We start from the raw sequence: 17,874 nt of genomic DNA on the forward strand, positions 1-17,874 counted from the left end.
CACGCAGGGCGCATTGTTCCTCGCCGTGGGAGCGACGGTGACGCGCGGCGACAAGGTGGCCATCGTGCAGCCCGACTATTTCGCCAACCGCAAGCTGGTGGAATTCCTCGAGGCCGAGATGCTGCCGGTGCGGATGCACCATGCCTCGGCCGCGCCGGGCGAGGCGGGGCTGGACCTTGCCGGGCTTGAGTCCGCCTTCCGGGCCGGGGCCAGGACCTTTCTGTTCTCGAACCCGAACAACCCCGCCGGGACGGTCTATTCCCCGGCCGAGATCGCCCGCATCGCCGCCCTGGCGGCGGAATACGGGGCGACGGTGATCGTGGACCAGCTTTATTCGCGGCTTCTCTACAGCGGCTGCGCCTATACCCATCTGCGCGCGGTGATGCCGGAGGCCGACAACCTGATCACCATCCTGGGGCCGTCCAAGACCGAATCGCTCAGCGGCTACCGGCTGGGCGTGGCCTTCGGGGCGCCGCAGATCGTGGCGCGGATGGAGAAGCTGCAGGCCATCGTCTCGCTCCGCGCGCCGGGCTATTCGCAGGCGGTGCTGCGCGGCTGGTTCGCCGAGCCCGAGGGCTGGATGGCCGAGCGGATCGCCCGGCATCAGGCGATCCGCGACGACCTCGTCGCCCGGTTCGCCGCGATCCCCGGCTGCAGCGTCCGCGCGCCCGAGGCCGGAAGCTATCTTTTCCCGCGCCTGCCCGCGCTGACCCTCACGCCGGCGCAGTTCGTCCCTGCGCTGCGGCTGCAGGCCGGGGTGACCGTGACGCCGGGGACGGAGTTCAGCCCGCATTGCGCCGACAGCATCCGGCTGAACTTCTCGCAGGACCATGCGGCCGCCGTCGCGGCGGTGGACCGCCTGGCCGCGCTGGTGGAACGGTATCGCCGATGACCGATGCGCCGCCCGTCCCGCAAGGCGACTACCTCCCCGCCACCCGCCATGGCGACCTGATCACCACCGCCGGGATGACCCCCCGACAGGCGGGCCGGCTGATGGTCACCGGGCCAGTCCGCGCCGACGCGCCGATCGGCGACTACCGCGATCCGGTGGTCCTGGCCTGCCGCAACGCGCTGACCGCAGCGCGCGCCCTGCTGGCGCCGGGGGAAGCGATTGCCCAGGTCCTGAGCATGACGGTCTACATCGCCACCGGGCCGAAGTTCACCGCCCATTCCCGGCTTGCCGACTTCGCCTCGGCCTTCCTGCGCGAGGAGCTGGGCGCGCCAGGCCGTTGCGCCCGCGCGGCCCTCGGGGTTGCCAGCCTGCCGGGCAATGCCCCGGTCGAGATCCAACTGGTCGTCGCCGCAGGTCGCCGAACCTCCTGACCGCGCCCACGACGGCAAGTCCTGTCGCGGGCCTCGATCCTGCTGGTTGGGATGGCGGTCGCCCAGCCCTGCCTGTCGTCTTGGCGCAACAGCGCGCCGTCGGAAGCGGGATCGTCCACGAACCGGACGCAGTCCAATTTCCTGACAAGATTCTTCCGCAAATTTCCTCAGACTGGCCATGCTTTGCACAACTCCCGGGGGCTATCTGGCATCGAGGTGCCATCCTGGGGAGAGAAATGGACCGTCTGGAAACATTGATGTCCTGGCTGTACCGCGTGGGACGCGGTGAAGATCCCGCGCTTCGCCGCCTCGAGACGCTCGGGATGAGACGGAGCGATGCGCCGGGCGCAGCCGTTCCGCTGTTCTTCGCCAGAAGAAAAATCCCCGGCCGCGCCATCTGAGGCACCACCGCATCGTGGTCAGCCTTGGCGCGCGCCCCGAAATCCGGAAGACGCGGAACGAAGTCGGCCGCCGGTCGCCAGGCCGCATGCGGATGCTATCGAGACAAGTGGGGTTGCCTGCGCTGCGCCGTCAGGACGATCGGGGTAGCACCGCGTTCCTGCGCCATTCGGAAGGCGTCTGCCCGAACCTGGCCCTGAACAGCCGCGAGAACTGGGCCTGATCGCAGAAGCCGAAGCGGTACGAGATTTCCGCCATGGAAAGGGTATGGGACGAGGCGATCAGGTCCCTCGACGCAACCAGCCGCTCGTCCCTGATGAACTGCGACACGGTCTGGTTCGTGTCTCCGAACAGTTCATGCAGGTATCGCTTGGAAATCCCGCAAGCCTCGGCCACGAATTCGGGCGACAGGGCCGGATTTGACAGATTTTTCCGGATCACATGTTCGGCGCGCCGCAGATGGCCCGCCCGTACCGAAGTGCGGACGTGGTCGTCGCTTCCTGCGTTCTCATCCAGGGCAAGGGCCAGCACTTCGACCATCTGCCGCCCCAGGACCTCGGCCGCGCGTCCTGCAGAGATCGGCAGCGCATGAAGCTGGTGCATCATCGAGGTGAAAAGCGCGGGCAACCCGCCCCTGCAATCGATCGTGCGGGCGCAAAAGCTGTCGGGGTCGCGCACCTTTTCCGCCAGGGAACGCTTGCTGATCTTCAGGACGCTCAGCTCGTTCGCCGTGTCATAGGAGAAACGGTAGGGCTCATCCCCGCGTTCCAGGATGAACCCGCCCGGATCGCAGCGGACTTCGCGGCCCATTTGCTTGAACTCGACCGGGCTGAGGCGGGGAACGGTGATGAGATATTCTTCCTCGCGGGTATGCGAGATATGGGTGGGCCTGCGTTCGTATTGCAGCGGCTCGGTCGCAAGCCGCGAAAGCGACACGCTTCCCATCTGCCTGCGTTCCAGCGTTCCGGAAAAGGTCGACGCCTCGCGAAAGGTCAGCTGCAACGGAAAGTAGGTTTCGGAGATCACAAGATTCCAGTGCGCCGCGCGCTGGTTCGGCCGGATGTCGCTGGTGCTGTGTGCGGCTATGTCCATGCGCCCTCTCCCCAAAGCGCTATTCGAGAATCGGTAGGCCCCATGCCGCTTGTTTTCAAGCATATTCGGGCCGCGCCGAAAGTCTGTGCGCCCAGAAACAAGGCTTCGTGCGCCCAGGATCAAACCGGCCCGTCGCTCTGCGCGCGCGCACAAATCATCATGCCCTCTGCTTCAAGAACGACGGGCCGAATTCGGTCAGTCTGGCGTGACGACGAGAGGCTGGAAAACGGCCCGGACGCACAGGGAGAAAGAGCCAAGCTCCTTCCGAAGGCATGCCGACCCGTTTTCCCATCCGGGAGGATCAATGAATGGCTAAACGCAATGTGGACCCGATCACGCTATCGGTCGTCCGGGGCGTGCTTGAAACCACCCAGCGCGAGATGACGCTGACGCTGGAGCAGACGGCACGGTCTTCCGTATTCAATCTGGCGCACGACTATTCCACGGCGCTTTTCAACCATACGCCGGAGATGATCCTCCAGGGACAGGATATCCCGATCCACCTGGGCAGCCTGATCCCCGCCATGAAATCGGTCGCCGGTTTCTTCGAAGGCGACATTCATGAGGGCGACCTGATCCTTCACAACGACCCGGCCTATGGCGGCAGCCACATCATCGATACCTGCATGTACATGCCCGTCTTCTATGAGGGCGAACTGGTCTTCTGGACGGTCTGCAAAGGCCATCTGACCGATATCGGCGGCCCCGTGCCCGCGGGCTACAACCCGAACGCGACCGAGATCTTCGCCGAGGGCCTGCGCATTCCCCCCGTCAAGCTGTGGGATCGCGGCAAGCCGCGCAAGGACGTGATGAACCTGCTCTTGACCAACATGCGGGCCCGCCGCGACCAGGAAGGCGATTTCAACGCGCTTATCGGGGCCTGCCAGGTGGGGGCGCGCAACCTGGTCAACCTGATGAAGAAATATGGCAAGGATGTCGTGCAGGACTGCATCGCGGAACTGCTCGACATGGCCGAGGCGCATATGCGCAAGCTGATTTCCGAGGTTCCGGACGGCACCTATACCGGCACCGCCATCCTTGAGGACGCGGGCCACGGCTACGGCGACTTCGAGATCACGGCCACGGTCACGGTCAAGGGCGATGGCTGCCACATCGTCATCTCCTCGCCGCCGCAGATCCCGTATTTCATCAACAGCTACGAAGGCAACAGCCACTCGGGCGTCTATCTTGGCCTGATGATGTTCGCGCAACTGCCCCCGCCCTACAATGAAGGGCTCTACAGATGCGTCACCACCGACATGGGGCCCAAGGGCACGCTGTGCAACGCGAAGTCGCCCGCGCCGCACATGAACTGCACCACCACCCCGATGGAGACGCTGACCGATGCCGTGCGTCTGGCCTTCGAACAGGCCGCGCCGCACAAGGTCTCGGCCAGCTGGGGCCATGCCAATGGCTGCAACATCGCCGGCTGGGACAATCGCCACGACGAGGAATATGTGACGATGGTGCTGGCCTCGATCATCTCGGGCGCCGGGGCCACGGCCCAGGCCGACGGCTGGCACGCGGTCGGACCCGAGTGCTGCTTCGGCGCGCTGACCTCGGGTGACATCGAGATGCTGGAGCACAGCTATCCGATCATCATCCACCGCTACTCGCTGATGGAAGATTCCGGCGGCGCCGGCCGGAACCGTGGCGGCTCGGGCACCTGCTGGGAGGTGGAGCCGCTTGATACGCCGATGACCCTGATCACCTTCGGCGAGGGGCGCCGCATCCCGGCGATGGGCGCGGCGGGGGCGAAGTCCACTCTCGTCTCGTCCAAGGTGGGCCGCCTGGAAGTCACCCGCAACGGCGAAAAGAAGATCATCACCGACAATGTGATCGAGACGATCCAGCCCGGCGAGCGCGCGGCCAACAAGAACCCCGGCGGCGGCGGCTATGGCAACCCGTTCGAACGCGATGTCCAGAAAGTGGTCGAGGATGTCCGCAACGGTCTCGTCAGTCTCGAGGGGGCGCGGCTCGACTACGGCGTGGTCATCACCGACCGCGACAGCCTGACTGTCGACCACGACGCGACGGCGCGCCTGCGCGCGGCCTGATCCCATCCATCGCTCCACCGGCTTGCCGTCGCGGGGACCCTGTCCCCGCCCGGTCCCGGCCACCCTGAAAGGACCCTTCCATGCAGAACCAGTATCGTCTCGGCATCGACGCGGGCGGCACCTTCACCGATTTCATCCTCGCAGACCGCAAGGGCGGGGTGCGCATCTTCAAGGCGCTGTCGACCCCCAATGACCCGACCGCCGCGATCCGCAACGGCCTGAACCTCATCCACGAGGAAACCGGCCTTACGCCCGGGCAGATCGTGTCGAATTCCGACCTGTGCATCAACGGCACCACGGTCGGCCTCAACGCGCTGATCACCCACAACGGGGCAAAGACCGGCCTGATCGCCACCCGCGGGCACGAGGACAGCATCGAGATCCGCCTGGGCCACAAGGAAGACGGCTACCGCTACGATCCGGAATACCCGCCCGCGACAATGCTGGTTCCGCGCTACCTGCGCCGTGGCGTGGCCGAGCGGATCCTGTCCAACGGCAAGGTCCACACGCCCCTGAACGAAGAGGACGTGCGCGATGCCTGCCGCCATTTCCTTCGCGAAAAGGTGGAATCCGTGGCGATCAGCTTCGTCTGGTCCGTTCTCCACCCCGAACACGAGGGCCGCGCCGCCGAGATCGTCCGCGAGATGATGCCCCATGTCCGCCTGACCGTGGGCAGCCAGCTTTACCCGCAGGTGCGCGAATACACCCGCACCTCGACCGCCATCGTCAACGCCTACCTCGCCCCGATCCTGCAACGCTATGTCGAGGCGGTGGATGCCTATTTCCAGTCGCTCGGCGCGCGGCATCCGGTGCGGTACTTCCAGTCGAACGGCGGCCTGGCGCTGGGGCATGTGGTCAGCGACCAGTCGGTCTATGCCATCAACTCCGGCCCCGCCTCGGCCCCGCAGGCCGCGCTCTGGCTGGGCGAGCCCTGGGGGATGAAGGACATCATCACCGTCGACATGGGCGGCACCTCCTTCGACATCACCCTGACCCGTGACGGGCGGGCGAATGTCTCGAAGAACATCGACTTCCTGCGCTACCGGATCGGCATCCCGATGATCCAGGTCGAAACCCTTGGCGCGGGCGGCGGGTCGATCGGCTGGATCGACAATATGGGGCTGATGCAGATGGGCCCGCAGTCGGCCGGATCGGAACCCGGCCCGGCCTGCTATGACCAGGGCGGCGAGAAGCCGACCACCACCGATGCGAACCTCGTGCTCGGCTACCTGAACCCCGATGGCCTTGTCGGCGGTCGCCTGCCGCTGAACGTGGAAAAGGCCCGCCGCGCGATCAAGACCCATCTCGCCGACCCGCTGGGGATCAGTGTGGAAAAGGCGGCCTATGGCATGTTCACCATCGTCAACAACAACATGGTGAACGCGATCCGCCGCGTCTCGGTGGAACGCGGCTATGACCCGCGCGACTTCGTGCTGAACTGCGCGGGCGGGGCGACGGCGGCGCATATCACCGCGCTGGCGCGCGAGATGGGCATCCGCAAGGTGCTGATCTCCAAGCTCGCCTCGGGCCTTTGCGCCTTTGGCCAGATCCTGTCGGACGTCAAGTACAACTATATGGCCCCGGTCGCGGCGCGGCTGGAAGGCACGGAATCGGCCGCCCGGCTGAACACGCTCTTCACCCAGCTCGAATCCCGGGGACGCTCCGACCTGATGGCCGACGGCTTCACCGACGAACGCATCTCGGTGCGCCGCAGCCTCGACATGCGCTATGTCGGGCAGGTGCATGAATGCACGGTGAACATCGACCCGTTCGAGATCACCGAAGCCGCGCTGGAGCGCCTGAAGGCCGCCTTCCACGCCCGTCACGAGGAGCTTTACACCTATTCCGAACCGCACAGCGCGGTCGAGGTGGTGAACGTCGAGAGCGCGATCACCGGCGCGGTCGACAAGCCCGGCCGCATGTCCGCCGCGCCCGGCAAGGGGGCGCATGCCGCTCTCAAGGGCACGCGCGAGATGTTCTTCGACGCCGACGGCATCCCGCGCGAGACGCCGGTCTATGACGGCGCCCTTCTGGGCGCAGGCGACCGCATTACCGGCCCCGCCGTCATCCAGGAGGTGACGACGACCATCGTGATCGAGCCGGGCTGGCTGGCCGAACTCGATGCCTCGGCGGTCTATGTGGTGACGATGGCCGCCGACAACGCCACCCGGCAGCGTGCCGAGCGCGCGGTCGAGGTGGCCTGAGATGGCGCTGGCGCTGGAACAGGTGGGGGTTGCCTTCGGCGGCTTCCGCGCGCTTGCGGACGTCTCTCTGTCGGTCCCGCCGGCAGAGGTCGTGGGGCTGATCGGCCCGAACGGGGCGGGCAAGACGACCTGCGTGAATGTCCTGACGGGGTTCCAGCGCCCATCGACCGGGCGGGTGCTGCTGGACGGACGTGACGTTTCGGCGCTGCCTGCCCATCGGCTGCGCCGGGCCGGCGTGGCGCGGACCTTTCAGGCGGGGCGCCTCTTCACCGGGCTGGACGTGCTGGACAATCTGGCCTGCGCCGGCATCGGCCTGGGCCTCGGTCGGGCCGAGGCCGAGCATCAGGCGAGCGACCTGCTGCGCTGGATGGGAATCGAGGCGCTGGAAAGCCGCGCCGCCGCCGGCCTGCCCTATACCGATGAACGCCGGGTGGCGATTGCCCGCGCGCTGATGGGCGGACCTTCCTATCTGCTGCTGGACGAACCCGCCGCCGGCATGTCCGAGGCCGAGGCGGCCGATCTGGCTGCCCTGATCCGCCGCATCGCCCACGACCGCGGCATCGGGTGCCTCTTGATCGAACACAATGTCGGCCTTGTCCTGTCCATCTGTTCGGATGTCGTCGTGCTCGATGGCGGGCGGGTCATCGAAAGGGGCGACCGCAAGGTGATCCTCGGGTCAAGCGTCGTCCGCGAAGCCTATCTCGGCGTCCATGCGGAGGCCGCATGATGGCAAAGCTGGGCGTCTATGACCTTGCGGTGCGCTACGGCAAGCTGACCGCCATATCCGACCTGTCCCTTGCGGTGGCCCAGGGGGAGCGCGTCTTCGTCTCGGGGCCGAACGGGGCAGGGAAATCATCGCTCCTGTCGGCCATAGCCGGCGCGGTGCGCGCGGCGCATGGCCGGATCGAGATGGACGGGGAAATCCTGTCCGGCCTTGGCGCCGAGGCCATCGCGCGCCGTGGCCTGTCGATGGTGCCCGAAGGGCGGCGCATCTTTCCGGGCCTGACCGTGCTGGAAAACCTGTCGGTCGGCACCGGCATGCGGCGCGACCGCAGCGCCGTCGCCGATGATCTTGAAACCGTCTTTGCCGCCTTTCCCATACTGCGCGAGCGGGCGCGCTCCGCTGCCGGCGCGCTTTCGGGCGGGCAGCAGCAGATGCTGGCCATCGCCCGCGCGCTGATGACGAACCCCAAGGTCATGATGGTGGACGAGCCTTCGCTCGGGCTTGCTCCAAAGGTGGTGGACGAGGTCTATGAGCGTCTCTGCCAGCTTCAGGCCCTGCGCGGGCTGACGCTGGTGATCGTCGAGCAATCCTCCGCCCGCGCGGCGCGTGTCGGCGGAAGGATGCTTCTGATGCGGGGCGGGCGGATCGTGGCCGATGGCGACGCCACCGAATTCGCCGCCCGCGACCTTCTTACAGAAGCCTATTTCGGAGGTGCGGCATGAGCCTGCAACTGGTGTTCGACGCGCTGGCGCTGGGCGGCATCTATGCCGTTGCCGCGCTGGGCATCGCGCTGATCTTCGGCGTGATGCGACTGGTCAACTTCGCGCATGGCCAATTCATCGCCTGCGCCGTATTCGCCCTGATCGTGCCGTCGACGGATGCCCTGGCCGTTCTGGGGCTGGGTGCGCTGCCCGCGCCCGTGCTGGTCCCACTCATCCTCCTGATCGGCGCGGGACTGGCCGTTCTGGCCGAGGCGCTGGTGTTCCGGCCGATGCGGAACGCCTCGCCCGTGGCGCTGATGGTGGGCAGCTTCGCCCTGGGTGTCGCGCTGCAGAACCTGCTTCTGGTGCTTTATGGCGGCCGGCCCAAGGCCGTCAGCCTGTGGGCCGAGCTGGGCCAGCCGGTCCAGATCGCAAGCGCGTCGGTTCCGCTGCTTCAGCTGATCGTCATCGCGGCGGTGGCCGTGATCCTGGCCGGTCTCGCGCTGATGCTGCGCAAAAGCCGCCTGGGGCTTGAGATGCGTGCCGCCGCCGAGGACTTCACCATGGCGCGGATGCTGGGCGTGCGGTCCAACCGGGTGATTTCCGGCGCCTTCGCGCTTTCGGGCGGTCTGGCGGCCGTGGTCGCGCTGGTGCTGGTCGCGCAGACCGGCGTGGCCGATGTCCGCATGGGCGGACAGATCATGCTGATCGCCTTCATCGCGACCGTCGTGGGCGGCATGGGCAGCCTGTCCGGCGCCGTCGCGGCCGGGCTGGGCATCGGGGCCGCTTCGGCGCTGCTGCAGGCGGGCCTGCCCGCGGACGCGCGACCGTTCCGTGACGCCTTCCTCTACGGCGGCGTCATCCTTGTCCTTCTGTTCCGGCCGCAGGGCCTTTTCGCCCCGGTCGGGGCCAAGCCGAGGGTGTGACCATGACCAGCCAGCACAGGATCCGCCGTCGCATGACGGCCACGACGCCGGTCGTTCTGTCGCTCTTCCTTCTGCTCTTCGTGCTCGCGGCGCTCTCGCTCGGAGACCGGGCCATGGCCCGCATGGCCGCCGAAACCCTGATCCGCGTCACCTTCGTGGTCGGGTTCTGGGTCTTTGTCGGGAATTCCGGGGTGGTAAGCTTCGGTCACGCGGCGTTCGGGTGCATCGGGGCCTATGTCTCGGCATGGCTGACGCTGCGGCCCGACATGAAGGCCACGCTGCTGCCCGGCCTGCCCGAAGTGATCGCGGCGGCCGACTGGCATGTGCTTCCGGCGGCGGTGGCGGGCGGCGGCGTCGCCGCGCTGGTGGCGCTGCTCACCGGGGCCGCGATCCTGCGCCTTTCCGGCATCGCGGCCTCGATCGCGACTTTCGCCTTCCTTGCGATGGTGAACACGATCTGGGCGAACTGGACCTCGGTCACGGGGGGAACCTCCTCGGTCGTGGGGCTGGAGCGGTATGTCACCCCCTGGGTCGCGCTGGGATGGGCGGTCGCGGCCATTCTGGTTGCCGCGCTTCACGCGGCATCGGCTTCGGGGCTGGCGCTGAGGGCCGCCCGCGAGGACGAGGTGGCCGCGGCGGCCTCGGGGATCGATCGCTACCGCCACCGGCTTCTGGCCTACACGCTGTCGGCTTTCTTCTGCGGCTCGGCGGGCGCGCTGATGGGGCATTTCATCGGCGTGATCAACCCCGACGGCTTCTACCTCGGCCTGACCTTCCTGATGCTGGCCATGGTGGTCATCGGCGGTGTGGGCTCGCTGTCCGGTGCCGTGGTCGGCGTGCTTGCCCTGTCCATCGCGGTCGAAGGCCTCGTCCGTCTGGAGAAGGGCGTCTCGGTCGGCGCGGTCACCTTCGCGCTGCCCCCCGGTAGCCAGGAGATCATCCTCGCCGTGGCCATGATCCTGATCCTGATCTTCCGCCCCACAGGCCTGATGGCCGGGCGCGAGGTGATGCTGCCCGCCCGCTGGGTCGCGGGACGGGCAGCGCGCGAAACCTGACAGACCCGATCAACAGGAGAGAAAGAGAATGAAGACACTTGTCCGCCCCATCCTGGCCCTGGCGGCGCTATCCGCGCCCGCCTTTGCCGAGGACGACCTGACCATCGGCTTCGCCATCGCGAAATCCGGCTGGATGGAGGCGTATGACACGCCCGCCGCCACCGCCGCCATGATCCGCATTGAAGAGATCAACGCCGCCGGCGGCCTGCTCGGCCGGCAGATCAAGGTGGTCGAGGCCGACACCCGCACCGACCGTGCCGAAAGCGCCAAGGCGGGGCTGGACGTGCTGGATCAGGGCGCCGAGATGATGGTCGTCTCCTGCGATTACGACTTCGGCGCCCCGGCGGCCCTGGTTGCCGAGGGCGAGGGGATGAACAGCTTCTTCCTCTGCGCCGAGGACGTGAAGGCCGGCATCCAGGGCGTCGGCCCGAACAGCTTCTCCTCCTCGGTGCTTGCGCCGGTCCAGGGCGCGACGATGGCGGAATGGGCGCATGCCAAGCGCGAGGCTCGCACCGCCTATGTGCTGGAAGACACGTTCATCGAATACAACAAGGGCATCTGCACCGGGTTCAACTGGATGTTCCCGCAGCTCGAGGGCGCGCAGATCGTCGGCAGCGACACGTTCAAGAACGACGACGCCTCGATCGCAAGCCAGATCACCCGCATCAAGGAACTGCCCGAGCAGCCGGATGTGATCATGCTCTGCTCCGTCATGCCGGGCGCCGCCGCGGCGGTGCGCCAGCTTCGCGCGGCGGGAATCAATTCGCTGATCCTGAACGGATCGGCCGTGGACGGGTCCTACTGGCTCGAGGCGACCCCGGACCTGTCGGGCTTCGTCGTCCCGGTGCAGGGCTCGATCTACGGCGACGACCCGCGCCCCGAGGTCGAAGCCTTCAACAAGGCCTACGAGGCCAAGACCGGCGGCCGTCCGGCCAGCCAGTATGCCTATCCGGGCTATGTGCTGATCGATCTCTGGGCCAAGGCGGTGGAACGCGCGGGCACGGTTGACGGTGCTGCCGTCACGGCCGAACTGGAGAAGATGCGCGACGAACCGACGGCCTTCGGCCCGCGCAGCTTTACGGCCGAGCTGCACCACCAGAACACCGCGCTGATGCAGATCATCGAGATCACCGGCGGCAAGCCGGCGCGGGCGGACGAATGGCGCGTCTCGCAGCCGGTGCCGCTGGACGTGCTGATGAAGAAGTGACCCTTCCACGGGTTGGACAGGGGGGCGCGGTTCGTTCGGACCGCGCCCCTTCGCATCAGAGATAGGGCGGCGTGCAGGCCGAAACGACGACTGCCTCGCGGTCTCCGATATTGCGGAACCGATGCGGCAGGGTGGAATCGAACAGATAGCTGTCGCCGGCCTTCAGCACCGCGCACTGGTCGCCGACCGTCACCTCGATCTCGCCCGCGATGACGATGCCCCCCTCATGCGAGACATGCTCCAGCATCTGCGCGCCGGTGTCCGCCCCGGGTTCGTAGCGTTCATGCAGGATTTGCAGGTTATGCGCTTTTGCGTCCCCGACTTGCTGGAACATGATCTTCCCGCGCGGGTCGTCGAAGGTCGAGTACAGCCGGGTGGTCAGGTCCCGCAACTCATGGGGTTTGAAAAAGACCGACTGGCTTATGGGCGTGTCGGGTTCGAAGAATTCCGACATCGTTACCGAGAGACCGCCCAGAATCTTGCGCAAGGATGCGACGGAGGGGCTGGAGCGGTTGGTCTCGATCATCGAAATCTGACCATGTGGCACGCCCGAGGCCTCGGCAAGCTGCCGTTGCGACATCCCCGCAGTCTGCCGCATCTGCCGCAGCCGGTCTCCGACACTGAACTCATTCATCAGACGATCCTGGCGTTTTCGCCGATCATAAGCCCTGGTGCCGCAGCGCACAATCTTTTGTCAGGGGGTGCGCAATAAAACAAAACATCTTGCTCAAGAAAATGAGCGGCGTTACGGTCAGCCCAGCCATAGCCCGCCCAGGAGTATCCGATGACCGAAACAGCCCGGCTTTCCGCCCGCAAGACCGCCGCCGTCGCCCGTGGTGTTGCGACCCGCGGCATCTACGCCACCCGCGCAGAGAATGCCGAACTCTGGGATGCCGAGGGGCGGCGCTTCATCGACTTCGCGGCCGGGATCGCCGTGAACAACACCGGCCACCGTCACCCGCGGGTGATGGCCGCCGTCGCCGAACAGGCGCAGGCTTTCACCCACACCTGCTTTCACGTCGCCCCGTACGAGAGCTACATCGCCCTGGCCGAACGGCTGAACGCGGCCACGCCGGGCGATTTCGCCAAGAAGACCATGCTTGTCACCACCGGGGCCGAGGCGGTCGAGAATGCGATCAAGATGGCCCGCGCCTTCACCGGCCGGTCCGGCGTCATTTCCTTCTCCGGGTCGTTCCACGGGCGCACGCTGCTGGGCATGGCCCTGACCGGAAAGGTCGCGCCCTACAAGAAGGGCTTCGGCGCGATGCCCCCCGAAATCGTGCATTCCCCGTTCCCGAACGGCTTCCATGGCGTGACCGAGGCCGAGGCGCTTGGCCAGCTTGAACGGCTTTTCGCCTCTTCCGTCGATCCCGAGCGGGTCGCCGCCATCATCATCGAACCCGTGCAGGGAGAAGGCGGCTTCAACATCGCGCCGGCCAGCTTCCTGCGCGCATTGCGCGAAATCTGCGACCGCCACGGCATCGTGCTGATCGCGGACGAGGTGCAGGCGGGCATGGCGCGGACCGGCCGGATGTTCGGCTTCGACCATTCCGCCGTGGTGCCCGATCTGGTGACGATGGCCAAGGGTCTGGCGGGCGGCTTCCCGCTCTCGGCCGTGACCGGACGGGCCGAGATCGTGGATGCGCCCAATCCGGGCGGCGTGGGTGGAACCTATGCCGGCAACCCCCTGGCGGTCGCGGCGGCCCATGCGGTCCTGGACGTCATCCACGACGAGGATCTTTGCGCCCGCGCCGCCGAGATCGGCGAGGTGATCCGTGCCCGGCTGACGCAGATCGCGGCGCGGCAGGGCATGGAATGCATCGGCGACGTCCGCGGGCTTGGTGCGATGAACGCCATCGAACTGGTGTCCGACCGCGCCAGCAATGCACCAGACGCCGCCCTGACCGCCGCCGTGGTGGCCGAGGCCGAGGCGCGCGGGCTGATCCTTCTGTCCTGCGGCACGCGCTACAACGTCATCCGCATGCTGCCGCCCCTGACCATTCCCATGGAACAGCTGGCCGAGGCGCTCGACATCCTCGAGGCGGCGCTCGAGGCCGCGGTGATGAAGCAGGCCGCCTGATCCGGCCCCCTGCCGGCAAACCGAACCTTCCTGCCCGTCCCGGGCAGGGGGCCATCCCGTGCCGAGTGCCCGCCATGACAGACGCGCATCTGAACCTGATCGACGGCAACTGGCTGCCGGGCGATCACCTGACCGAGAATCGCAATCCGTCCGACCTGTCCGACCTGATCGGCCACTATGCCTCGGCCACGGCCGAGGATGTGGACCGCGCCGCGCGTGCCGCGCATGCCGCCCTGCCGGCATGGCAGGCCAGGGGGCCGCTGGCGCGGGCGGAACTGCTCGATCGCATCGCCCGCCGCATCGACGACGAGGCCGAGTCCATCGGCCATATGCTGGCGCGCGAAGAGGGCAAGATCCTGCCCGAGGCCATCGCCGAGGTGCGTCGCGCCGCCCAGATCTTCCGTTTCTACGGCGGCGAGGCGCTGCGCATCGCCGGCGATGCCATCGCCTCGGTGCGTCCGGGCGTCGACATCGAGGTAACGCGCGAACCCGTCGGGGTGGTCGGCCTGATCACGCCCTGGAATTTCCCCGCCGCGATACCTGCCTGGAAGGTCGCGCCCGCGCTGGCCTTCGGCAACGCGGTCCTGCTGAAACCGGCCGACATCGTCCCCGGCACCGCGCATCTCCTGGCGCGCATCATCCACGAGCAGGGCTGTCCCGCCGGCATCTTCAACCTTCTGATGGGGCCGGGTTCGGTGGTCGGCCGCGCCCTGGTGGACCATCCGCTGGTCTCCGCCATCTCGTTCACGGGATCGGTCGCCACGGGGCGGATGATCGCCCGCAGCGCCGCCGAGGGGATGAAGAAGCTCCAGCTCGAGATGGGCGGCAAGAACCCGATGGTCGTGCTTGACGATGCCGACCTCGAGATCGCCGTGCCGGCCTGCCTGAACGGGGCGTTCTTTTCCACGGGGCAGCGTTGCACCGCATCGTCGCGGCTGATCGTGCAGGCGGGCATCCATGATGCATTCGTCACCCGCCTGGCCGAGGCGATGCAGGCCCTGCGGGTCGGACCTGCCCTCGATCCGTCCAGCCAGATCGGCCCTGTCGTCTCGTCCGCGCAGTTGCGGGGCAATCTGGACTACGTCGCCCTGGCCGCCGCCGAAGGCTGCGAGGTGGTCGGCGGCGGCATGGCGGAAGGCCCCACGGACGGCTTCTTCCAGCGTCCGGCGCTGTTCCTGAAGGCCCGCAACACGATGCGCGTCGCCCGCGAGGAGATCTTCGGCCCCTGCGCCGCCGTGGTCCGGGTAGGGGATTTCGACGAGGCGCTCGCGGTCGCGAATGACAGCGATTACGGCCTCTCGGCCGGCATCTGCACAGGATCGCTCAGACATGCGCGTGCTTTCCGTCACGGGATCCGGGCGGGCATGGTCATGGTGAACCTGCCCACCGCAGGCGTGGATTTCCATGTTCCCTTCGGCGGGACCAAGGGCAGTTCGCATGGCCCGCGCGAGCAGGGCCGTCACGCGGTCGAGTTCTACACCACCGTCAAGACATCCTACAGTTTCGGGGGCTGACCGTGCCGAAATCTCTCATCCTGACCATCAACCCCGGCACCACCACCACCCGCATCGGCCTTTTCCTGCCGCAGGGGGCCGAGGTGCGGCCCGTGCTGGACGAGACGATCGACCATGACGAGACGGTCATGGCTGGTTTCGACAGCATCGCCGCGCAACTTCCCTTCCGCGCGGCGGCGGTCCAGTCCTTTCTGGATGCGATCCCCGGCGGGGTGAGGCTGGCTGCGGTCGCGGGGCGGGGCGGCATGCTGTCCCCGGTGCCGGCAGGGGTCATCGCGGTGGATGACGGGCTGGTGGATTTCGCCTTGCACCGGCCTGTGCACCAGCATGCCTCGAACCTCGGCGCGCCGCTTGCACAGCGCATCGCCAGGGCGGCGGGCTGTGCGGCCTTCGTCGTCGATCCGGTGTCGGTCGATGAACTGCCCCCGGTCGCGCGCGTCTCGGGCTGCCCGGACATCCCGCGCTTTTCCTTTGTCCACGCGCTGAACATCCGCGCCTGCGGGCGGCGTCTGGCCGCCCGTCTGGGCAAGCCCTTCGCGGAACTCGACGCCGTGGTCGCGCATATGGGCGCGGGTATCTCGGTTGCCGCGATCCGCAAGGGGCGGATCGTCGACGGCACGAACCGGATGGAGAACGCGCCCTTCTCTCCCGAACGGGCCGGGGGGCTTCCGCCCATGTCGCTGATCGACCTGTGCTATTCGGGCCGCTTCACCAGGGACGAGCTGAAGCGCCGGCTTTACGGGCAGGGCGGGGTCTTCGCCTATCTTGGCACCAAGGACATGCGTCGGGTCGAGGCCATGATCGACGCGGGCGACGGCAGGGCGCGTCTGGTCTGGGAGGCGATGGTCTACCAGATCGGCAAGGCCATAGGAAGCATGGCCGCCGTCCTGGATTTCCGGCCCGATGGCATCGTTCTCACCGGCGGGATGGCCCATTCGCCGCGCCTGACGGCCGCCTTGACCGACAGGATCGGCAGCTTCGCCCCCGTGACCTGCTACCCCGGCAGCCAGGAAAGCGAGGCGCTGGCCGCCGGGGCCGCGCGCGTGCTGGCCGGGGCCGAGGCCGCCCGCCACTGGCCCGTCGCCCCGGAAGTGGAGCCGATGCCATGGTGATCCGGAGCTTCGCCGCGCTGGAGGCCGCGCTCGGGGGGCATCCGCCGCTGCGTCCCGCCGTGGCGGGGGCCGACGACCTGGCGACGCTGGAGGCGCTGGCCGGCGCGCTGGCCGATGGGATCATCGGCGGGGCGATCCTGGTCGGCGATCCCGGGCGGATCGCCGCCATCCTGCCGCCCGTGCTGGCGCCGCGCGTCACCCTCCTTCCCGCCGCGAGCGCGGCCGAGGCGGCTGCGATTGCCGTGGCCGCGATCCGGGACGGCGCGGCGGATGTGCTGGTCAAGGGCAGCGTGGACAGCGCCGCCTATCTGCGGGCGGTGGTGAGCCGCGAGACGGGCCTGCGCGCATCGGAAGTGTTGTCGAACATCACCCTGGCCGAGATGCCTTCGGTTCCGCGCCTTCTCGGGGCGACGGACAACGGGATCGTGGTCCTGCCGACGCTCGGGCAGAAACGCGCCATCCTGCGGAACGCCGTGCCGCTGTTCCGCGGCCTGGGCGTCTCCCCCTTGCGCGTCGCGGCGATCGCCGCTTCGGAAAAGATCCACCCGTCGCAACCCGCGACCACCGACGCCGCAGCCCTGCGCGAGGAATGGGCATCGGGCGACGGCGCGGTTCTGGTGGACGGCCCCTTCGGCTATGACGTGGCCCTGTCGCCCGCGGCGGCGGAAAAGAAGGGTTTCGCCGCCTCGCCCGTGGCGGGGCAGGCCGACCTGATCCTGTTCCCCACGATCGAGGCCGGAAACGCCACGGTGAAGGCATGGAAGCTGCACGGCCAGGCCCGGACCGCCAGCATCGTCATGGGGGCGCGGGTGCCCGTGCTGCTGAACTCGCGGTCCGACGGGGCCGACCAGCGGCGGCTCGGACTGCTGCTCGCGGCGGCCGCAAGGATCGGGCAGGGGGCTGCGCCGTGACCGTGCCGGGCGCCGGCGTCGCGGGAGCCGGGCAGACGCGGAACGGGTCGCCCATGCCTTCGCGCCGGCGGGCCACGAGGCGCTGATCACCGGATATGGCGCGCCGCTCGGCGTGGCGGGGCCGGGCAACCGATTCCGCAAGTGGTGGATGAGGCAGGGCTGCCGGCCGTGCTGGCAGGGCAGGGGCCACAAGCACCGAAACCGACGTGCGTCTCGGGCATGAAATGGGCAGCCCGGAGACGGGGTCTACGTCCGTTCGGCAGAGCGTGCGCGGCTCGCTGAATCGGTCATCAGCCGGCTTGACGCGATGGTGACCGTTCCACGGGTTGCCCCCGACTGCCCCATGCCATGATAACGCATTGATGCGCAAGGAAACCACAAGGGCGATGGTAGGCCCGGAGGGACTCGAACCCCCAACCAAGGCGTTATGAGCGCCCTGCTCTGACCATTGAGCTACAGGCCCGTAGCGCACTTTGCCTAGCAGACCCTCGGCCCGGGTCAAGCCAGAGCGAACAGCCGCAGTTGCCGCAGCGCGCCAGTTGGTGTAGCGGACGGGCGAGACAGCGGCA

16 protein-coding genes and 1 tRNA gene are annotated in these 17,874 nt (G+C 67.8%); 14 read left to right on the forward strand and 3 right to left on the reverse strand.

What is annotated here, in order from left to right; translation table 11 throughout:
• From ACE3UA_RS09420 to ACE3UA_RS09430, 3 genes are all read left to right on the forward strand, one after another.
• The coding region (locus ACE3UA_RS09420) for a pyridoxal phosphate-dependent aminotransferase (protein WP_374644419.1) at positions 1 to 892 on the forward strand (892 nt) is incomplete at its 5' end.
• Complete coding sequence (locus tag ACE3UA_RS09425) at positions 889 to 1,323, forward strand: RidA family protein (RefSeq protein WP_374644421.1); 435 nt, start codon at positions 889 to 891, stop codon at positions 1,321 to 1,323. The genes ACE3UA_RS09420 and ACE3UA_RS09425, both read left to right, overlap by 4 nt.
• A gap of 236 nt (positions 1,324 to 1,559) precedes the next feature.
• Entirely contained in the window at positions 1,560 to 1,724 is a 165-nt protein-coding gene (locus ACE3UA_RS09430) for a hypothetical protein (RefSeq protein WP_374644423.1), read from the forward strand.
• A 130-nt stretch (positions 1,725 to 1,854) separates the two neighbouring features.
• On the opposite strand, the gene ACE3UA_RS09435 is transcribed toward ACE3UA_RS09430, so the two are convergent.
• Positions 1,855 to 2,877, reverse strand: coding sequence for a helix-turn-helix domain-containing protein (locus ACE3UA_RS09435; protein ID WP_374644425.1), 1,023 nt, complete (start codon positions 2,875 to 2,877; stop codon positions 1,855 to 1,857).
• 245 nt (positions 2,878 to 3,122) lie between these two features.
• Here ACE3UA_RS09435 and ACE3UA_RS09440 point away from each other — a divergent pair, with 245 nt between their 5' ends.
• The 7 genes from ACE3UA_RS09440 to ACE3UA_RS09470 all read left to right on the forward strand — a co-directional run bounded on the left by ACE3UA_RS09440 (position 3,123) and on the right by ACE3UA_RS09470 (position 11,688).
• Positions 3,123 to 4,871, forward strand: a complete 1,749-nt coding sequence (locus ACE3UA_RS09440; RefSeq protein ID WP_374644427.1) for a hydantoinase B/oxoprolinase family protein — start codon at positions 3,123 to 3,125, stop codon at positions 4,869 to 4,871.
• Positions 4,872 to 4,951: 80 nt separating this feature from the next.
• Positions 4,952 to 7,075, forward strand: coding sequence for a hydantoinase/oxoprolinase family protein (locus ACE3UA_RS09445; protein WP_374644429.1), 2,124 nt, complete (start codon positions 4,952 to 4,954; stop codon positions 7,073 to 7,075).
• Position 7,076: 1 nt separating this feature from the next.
• The gene (locus ACE3UA_RS09450; protein WP_374644431.1) at positions 7,077 to 7,802 is read left to right on the forward strand and encodes an ABC transporter ATP-binding protein; all 726 of its coding nucleotides are present in this window, start codon (positions 7,077 to 7,079) and stop codon (positions 7,800 to 7,802) included.
• Positions 7,799 to 8,521: an ABC transporter ATP-binding protein gene (locus ACE3UA_RS09455; protein WP_374644433.1), complete on the forward strand. Its 723-nt coding sequence runs from the start codon at positions 7,799 to 7,801 to the stop codon at positions 8,519 to 8,521. The genes ACE3UA_RS09450 and ACE3UA_RS09455 overlap by 4 nt, the downstream gene beginning before the upstream one ends.
• On the forward strand, positions 8,518 to 9,426 hold the full coding sequence (locus tag ACE3UA_RS09460; RefSeq protein WP_374644435.1) for a branched-chain amino acid ABC transporter permease: 909 nt from the start codon (positions 8,518 to 8,520) through the stop codon (positions 9,424 to 9,426). The genes ACE3UA_RS09455 and ACE3UA_RS09460 overlap by 4 nt, the downstream gene beginning before the upstream one ends.
• Positions 9,427 to 9,428: 2 nt before the next feature.
• Positions 9,429 to 10,481 carry a branched-chain amino acid ABC transporter permease gene (locus ACE3UA_RS09465; protein ID WP_374644437.1) on the forward strand — a complete coding sequence of 351 codons (1,053 nt, stop codon included), beginning with the start codon at positions 9,429 to 9,431 and terminating at the stop codon, positions 10,479 to 10,481.
• 28 nt (positions 10,482 to 10,509) lie between these two features.
• On the forward strand, positions 10,510 to 11,688 hold the full coding sequence (locus ACE3UA_RS09470) for an ABC transporter substrate-binding protein (RefSeq protein ID WP_374644439.1): 1,179 nt from the start codon (positions 10,510 to 10,512) through the stop codon (positions 11,686 to 11,688).
• A gap of 55 nt (positions 11,689 to 11,743) precedes the next feature.
• Here ACE3UA_RS09470 and ACE3UA_RS09475 read toward each other — a convergent pair whose 3' ends face one another.
• Positions 11,744 to 12,322: a cupin domain-containing protein gene (locus ACE3UA_RS09475; RefSeq protein WP_374644441.1), complete on the reverse strand. Its 579-nt coding sequence runs from the start codon at positions 12,320 to 12,322 to the stop codon at positions 11,744 to 11,746.
• Between the two features lie 150 nt (positions 12,323 to 12,472).
• On the opposite strand from ACE3UA_RS09475, the gene gabT reads away from it, so the two are divergent.
• From gabT to ACE3UA_RS09495, 4 genes are all read left to right on the forward strand, one after another.
• On the forward strand, positions 12,473 to 13,768 hold the full coding sequence (gabT, locus tag ACE3UA_RS09480) for a 4-aminobutyrate--2-oxoglutarate transaminase (protein ID WP_374644443.1): 1,296 nt from the start codon (positions 12,473 to 12,475) through the stop codon (positions 13,766 to 13,768).
• Positions 13,769 to 13,842: 74 nt separating this feature from the next.
• Entirely contained in the window at positions 13,843 to 15,282 is a 1,440-nt protein-coding gene (locus tag ACE3UA_RS09485) for an aldehyde dehydrogenase family protein (protein WP_374644445.1), read from the forward strand.
• A gap of 2 nt (positions 15,283 to 15,284) precedes the next feature.
• Entirely contained in the window at positions 15,285 to 16,394 is a 1,110-nt protein-coding gene (gene buk / locus ACE3UA_RS09490; protein WP_374644447.1) for a butyrate kinase, read from the forward strand.
• Positions 16,388 to 17,305 carry a phosphate acyltransferase gene (locus tag ACE3UA_RS09495; protein WP_374644449.1) on the forward strand — a complete coding sequence of 306 codons (918 nt, stop codon included), beginning with the start codon at positions 16,388 to 16,390 and terminating at the stop codon, positions 17,303 to 17,305. Before buk ends, ACE3UA_RS09495 begins: the two co-directional genes overlap by 7 nt.
• 387 nt (positions 17,306 to 17,692) lie before the next feature.
• Here the strand turns inward: ACE3UA_RS09495 and ACE3UA_RS09500 are convergent.
• Positions 17,693 to 17,768 (reverse strand) — tRNA-Ile (locus ACE3UA_RS09500).
• Positions 17,769 to 17,874: the final 106 nt, after the last annotated feature.

The sequence above is a fragment of the Tabrizicola sp. genome, assembly GCF_041919135.1.
Taxonomy (GTDB): Bacteria; Pseudomonadota; Alphaproteobacteria; order Rhodobacterales; family Rhodobacteraceae; genus Tabrizicola.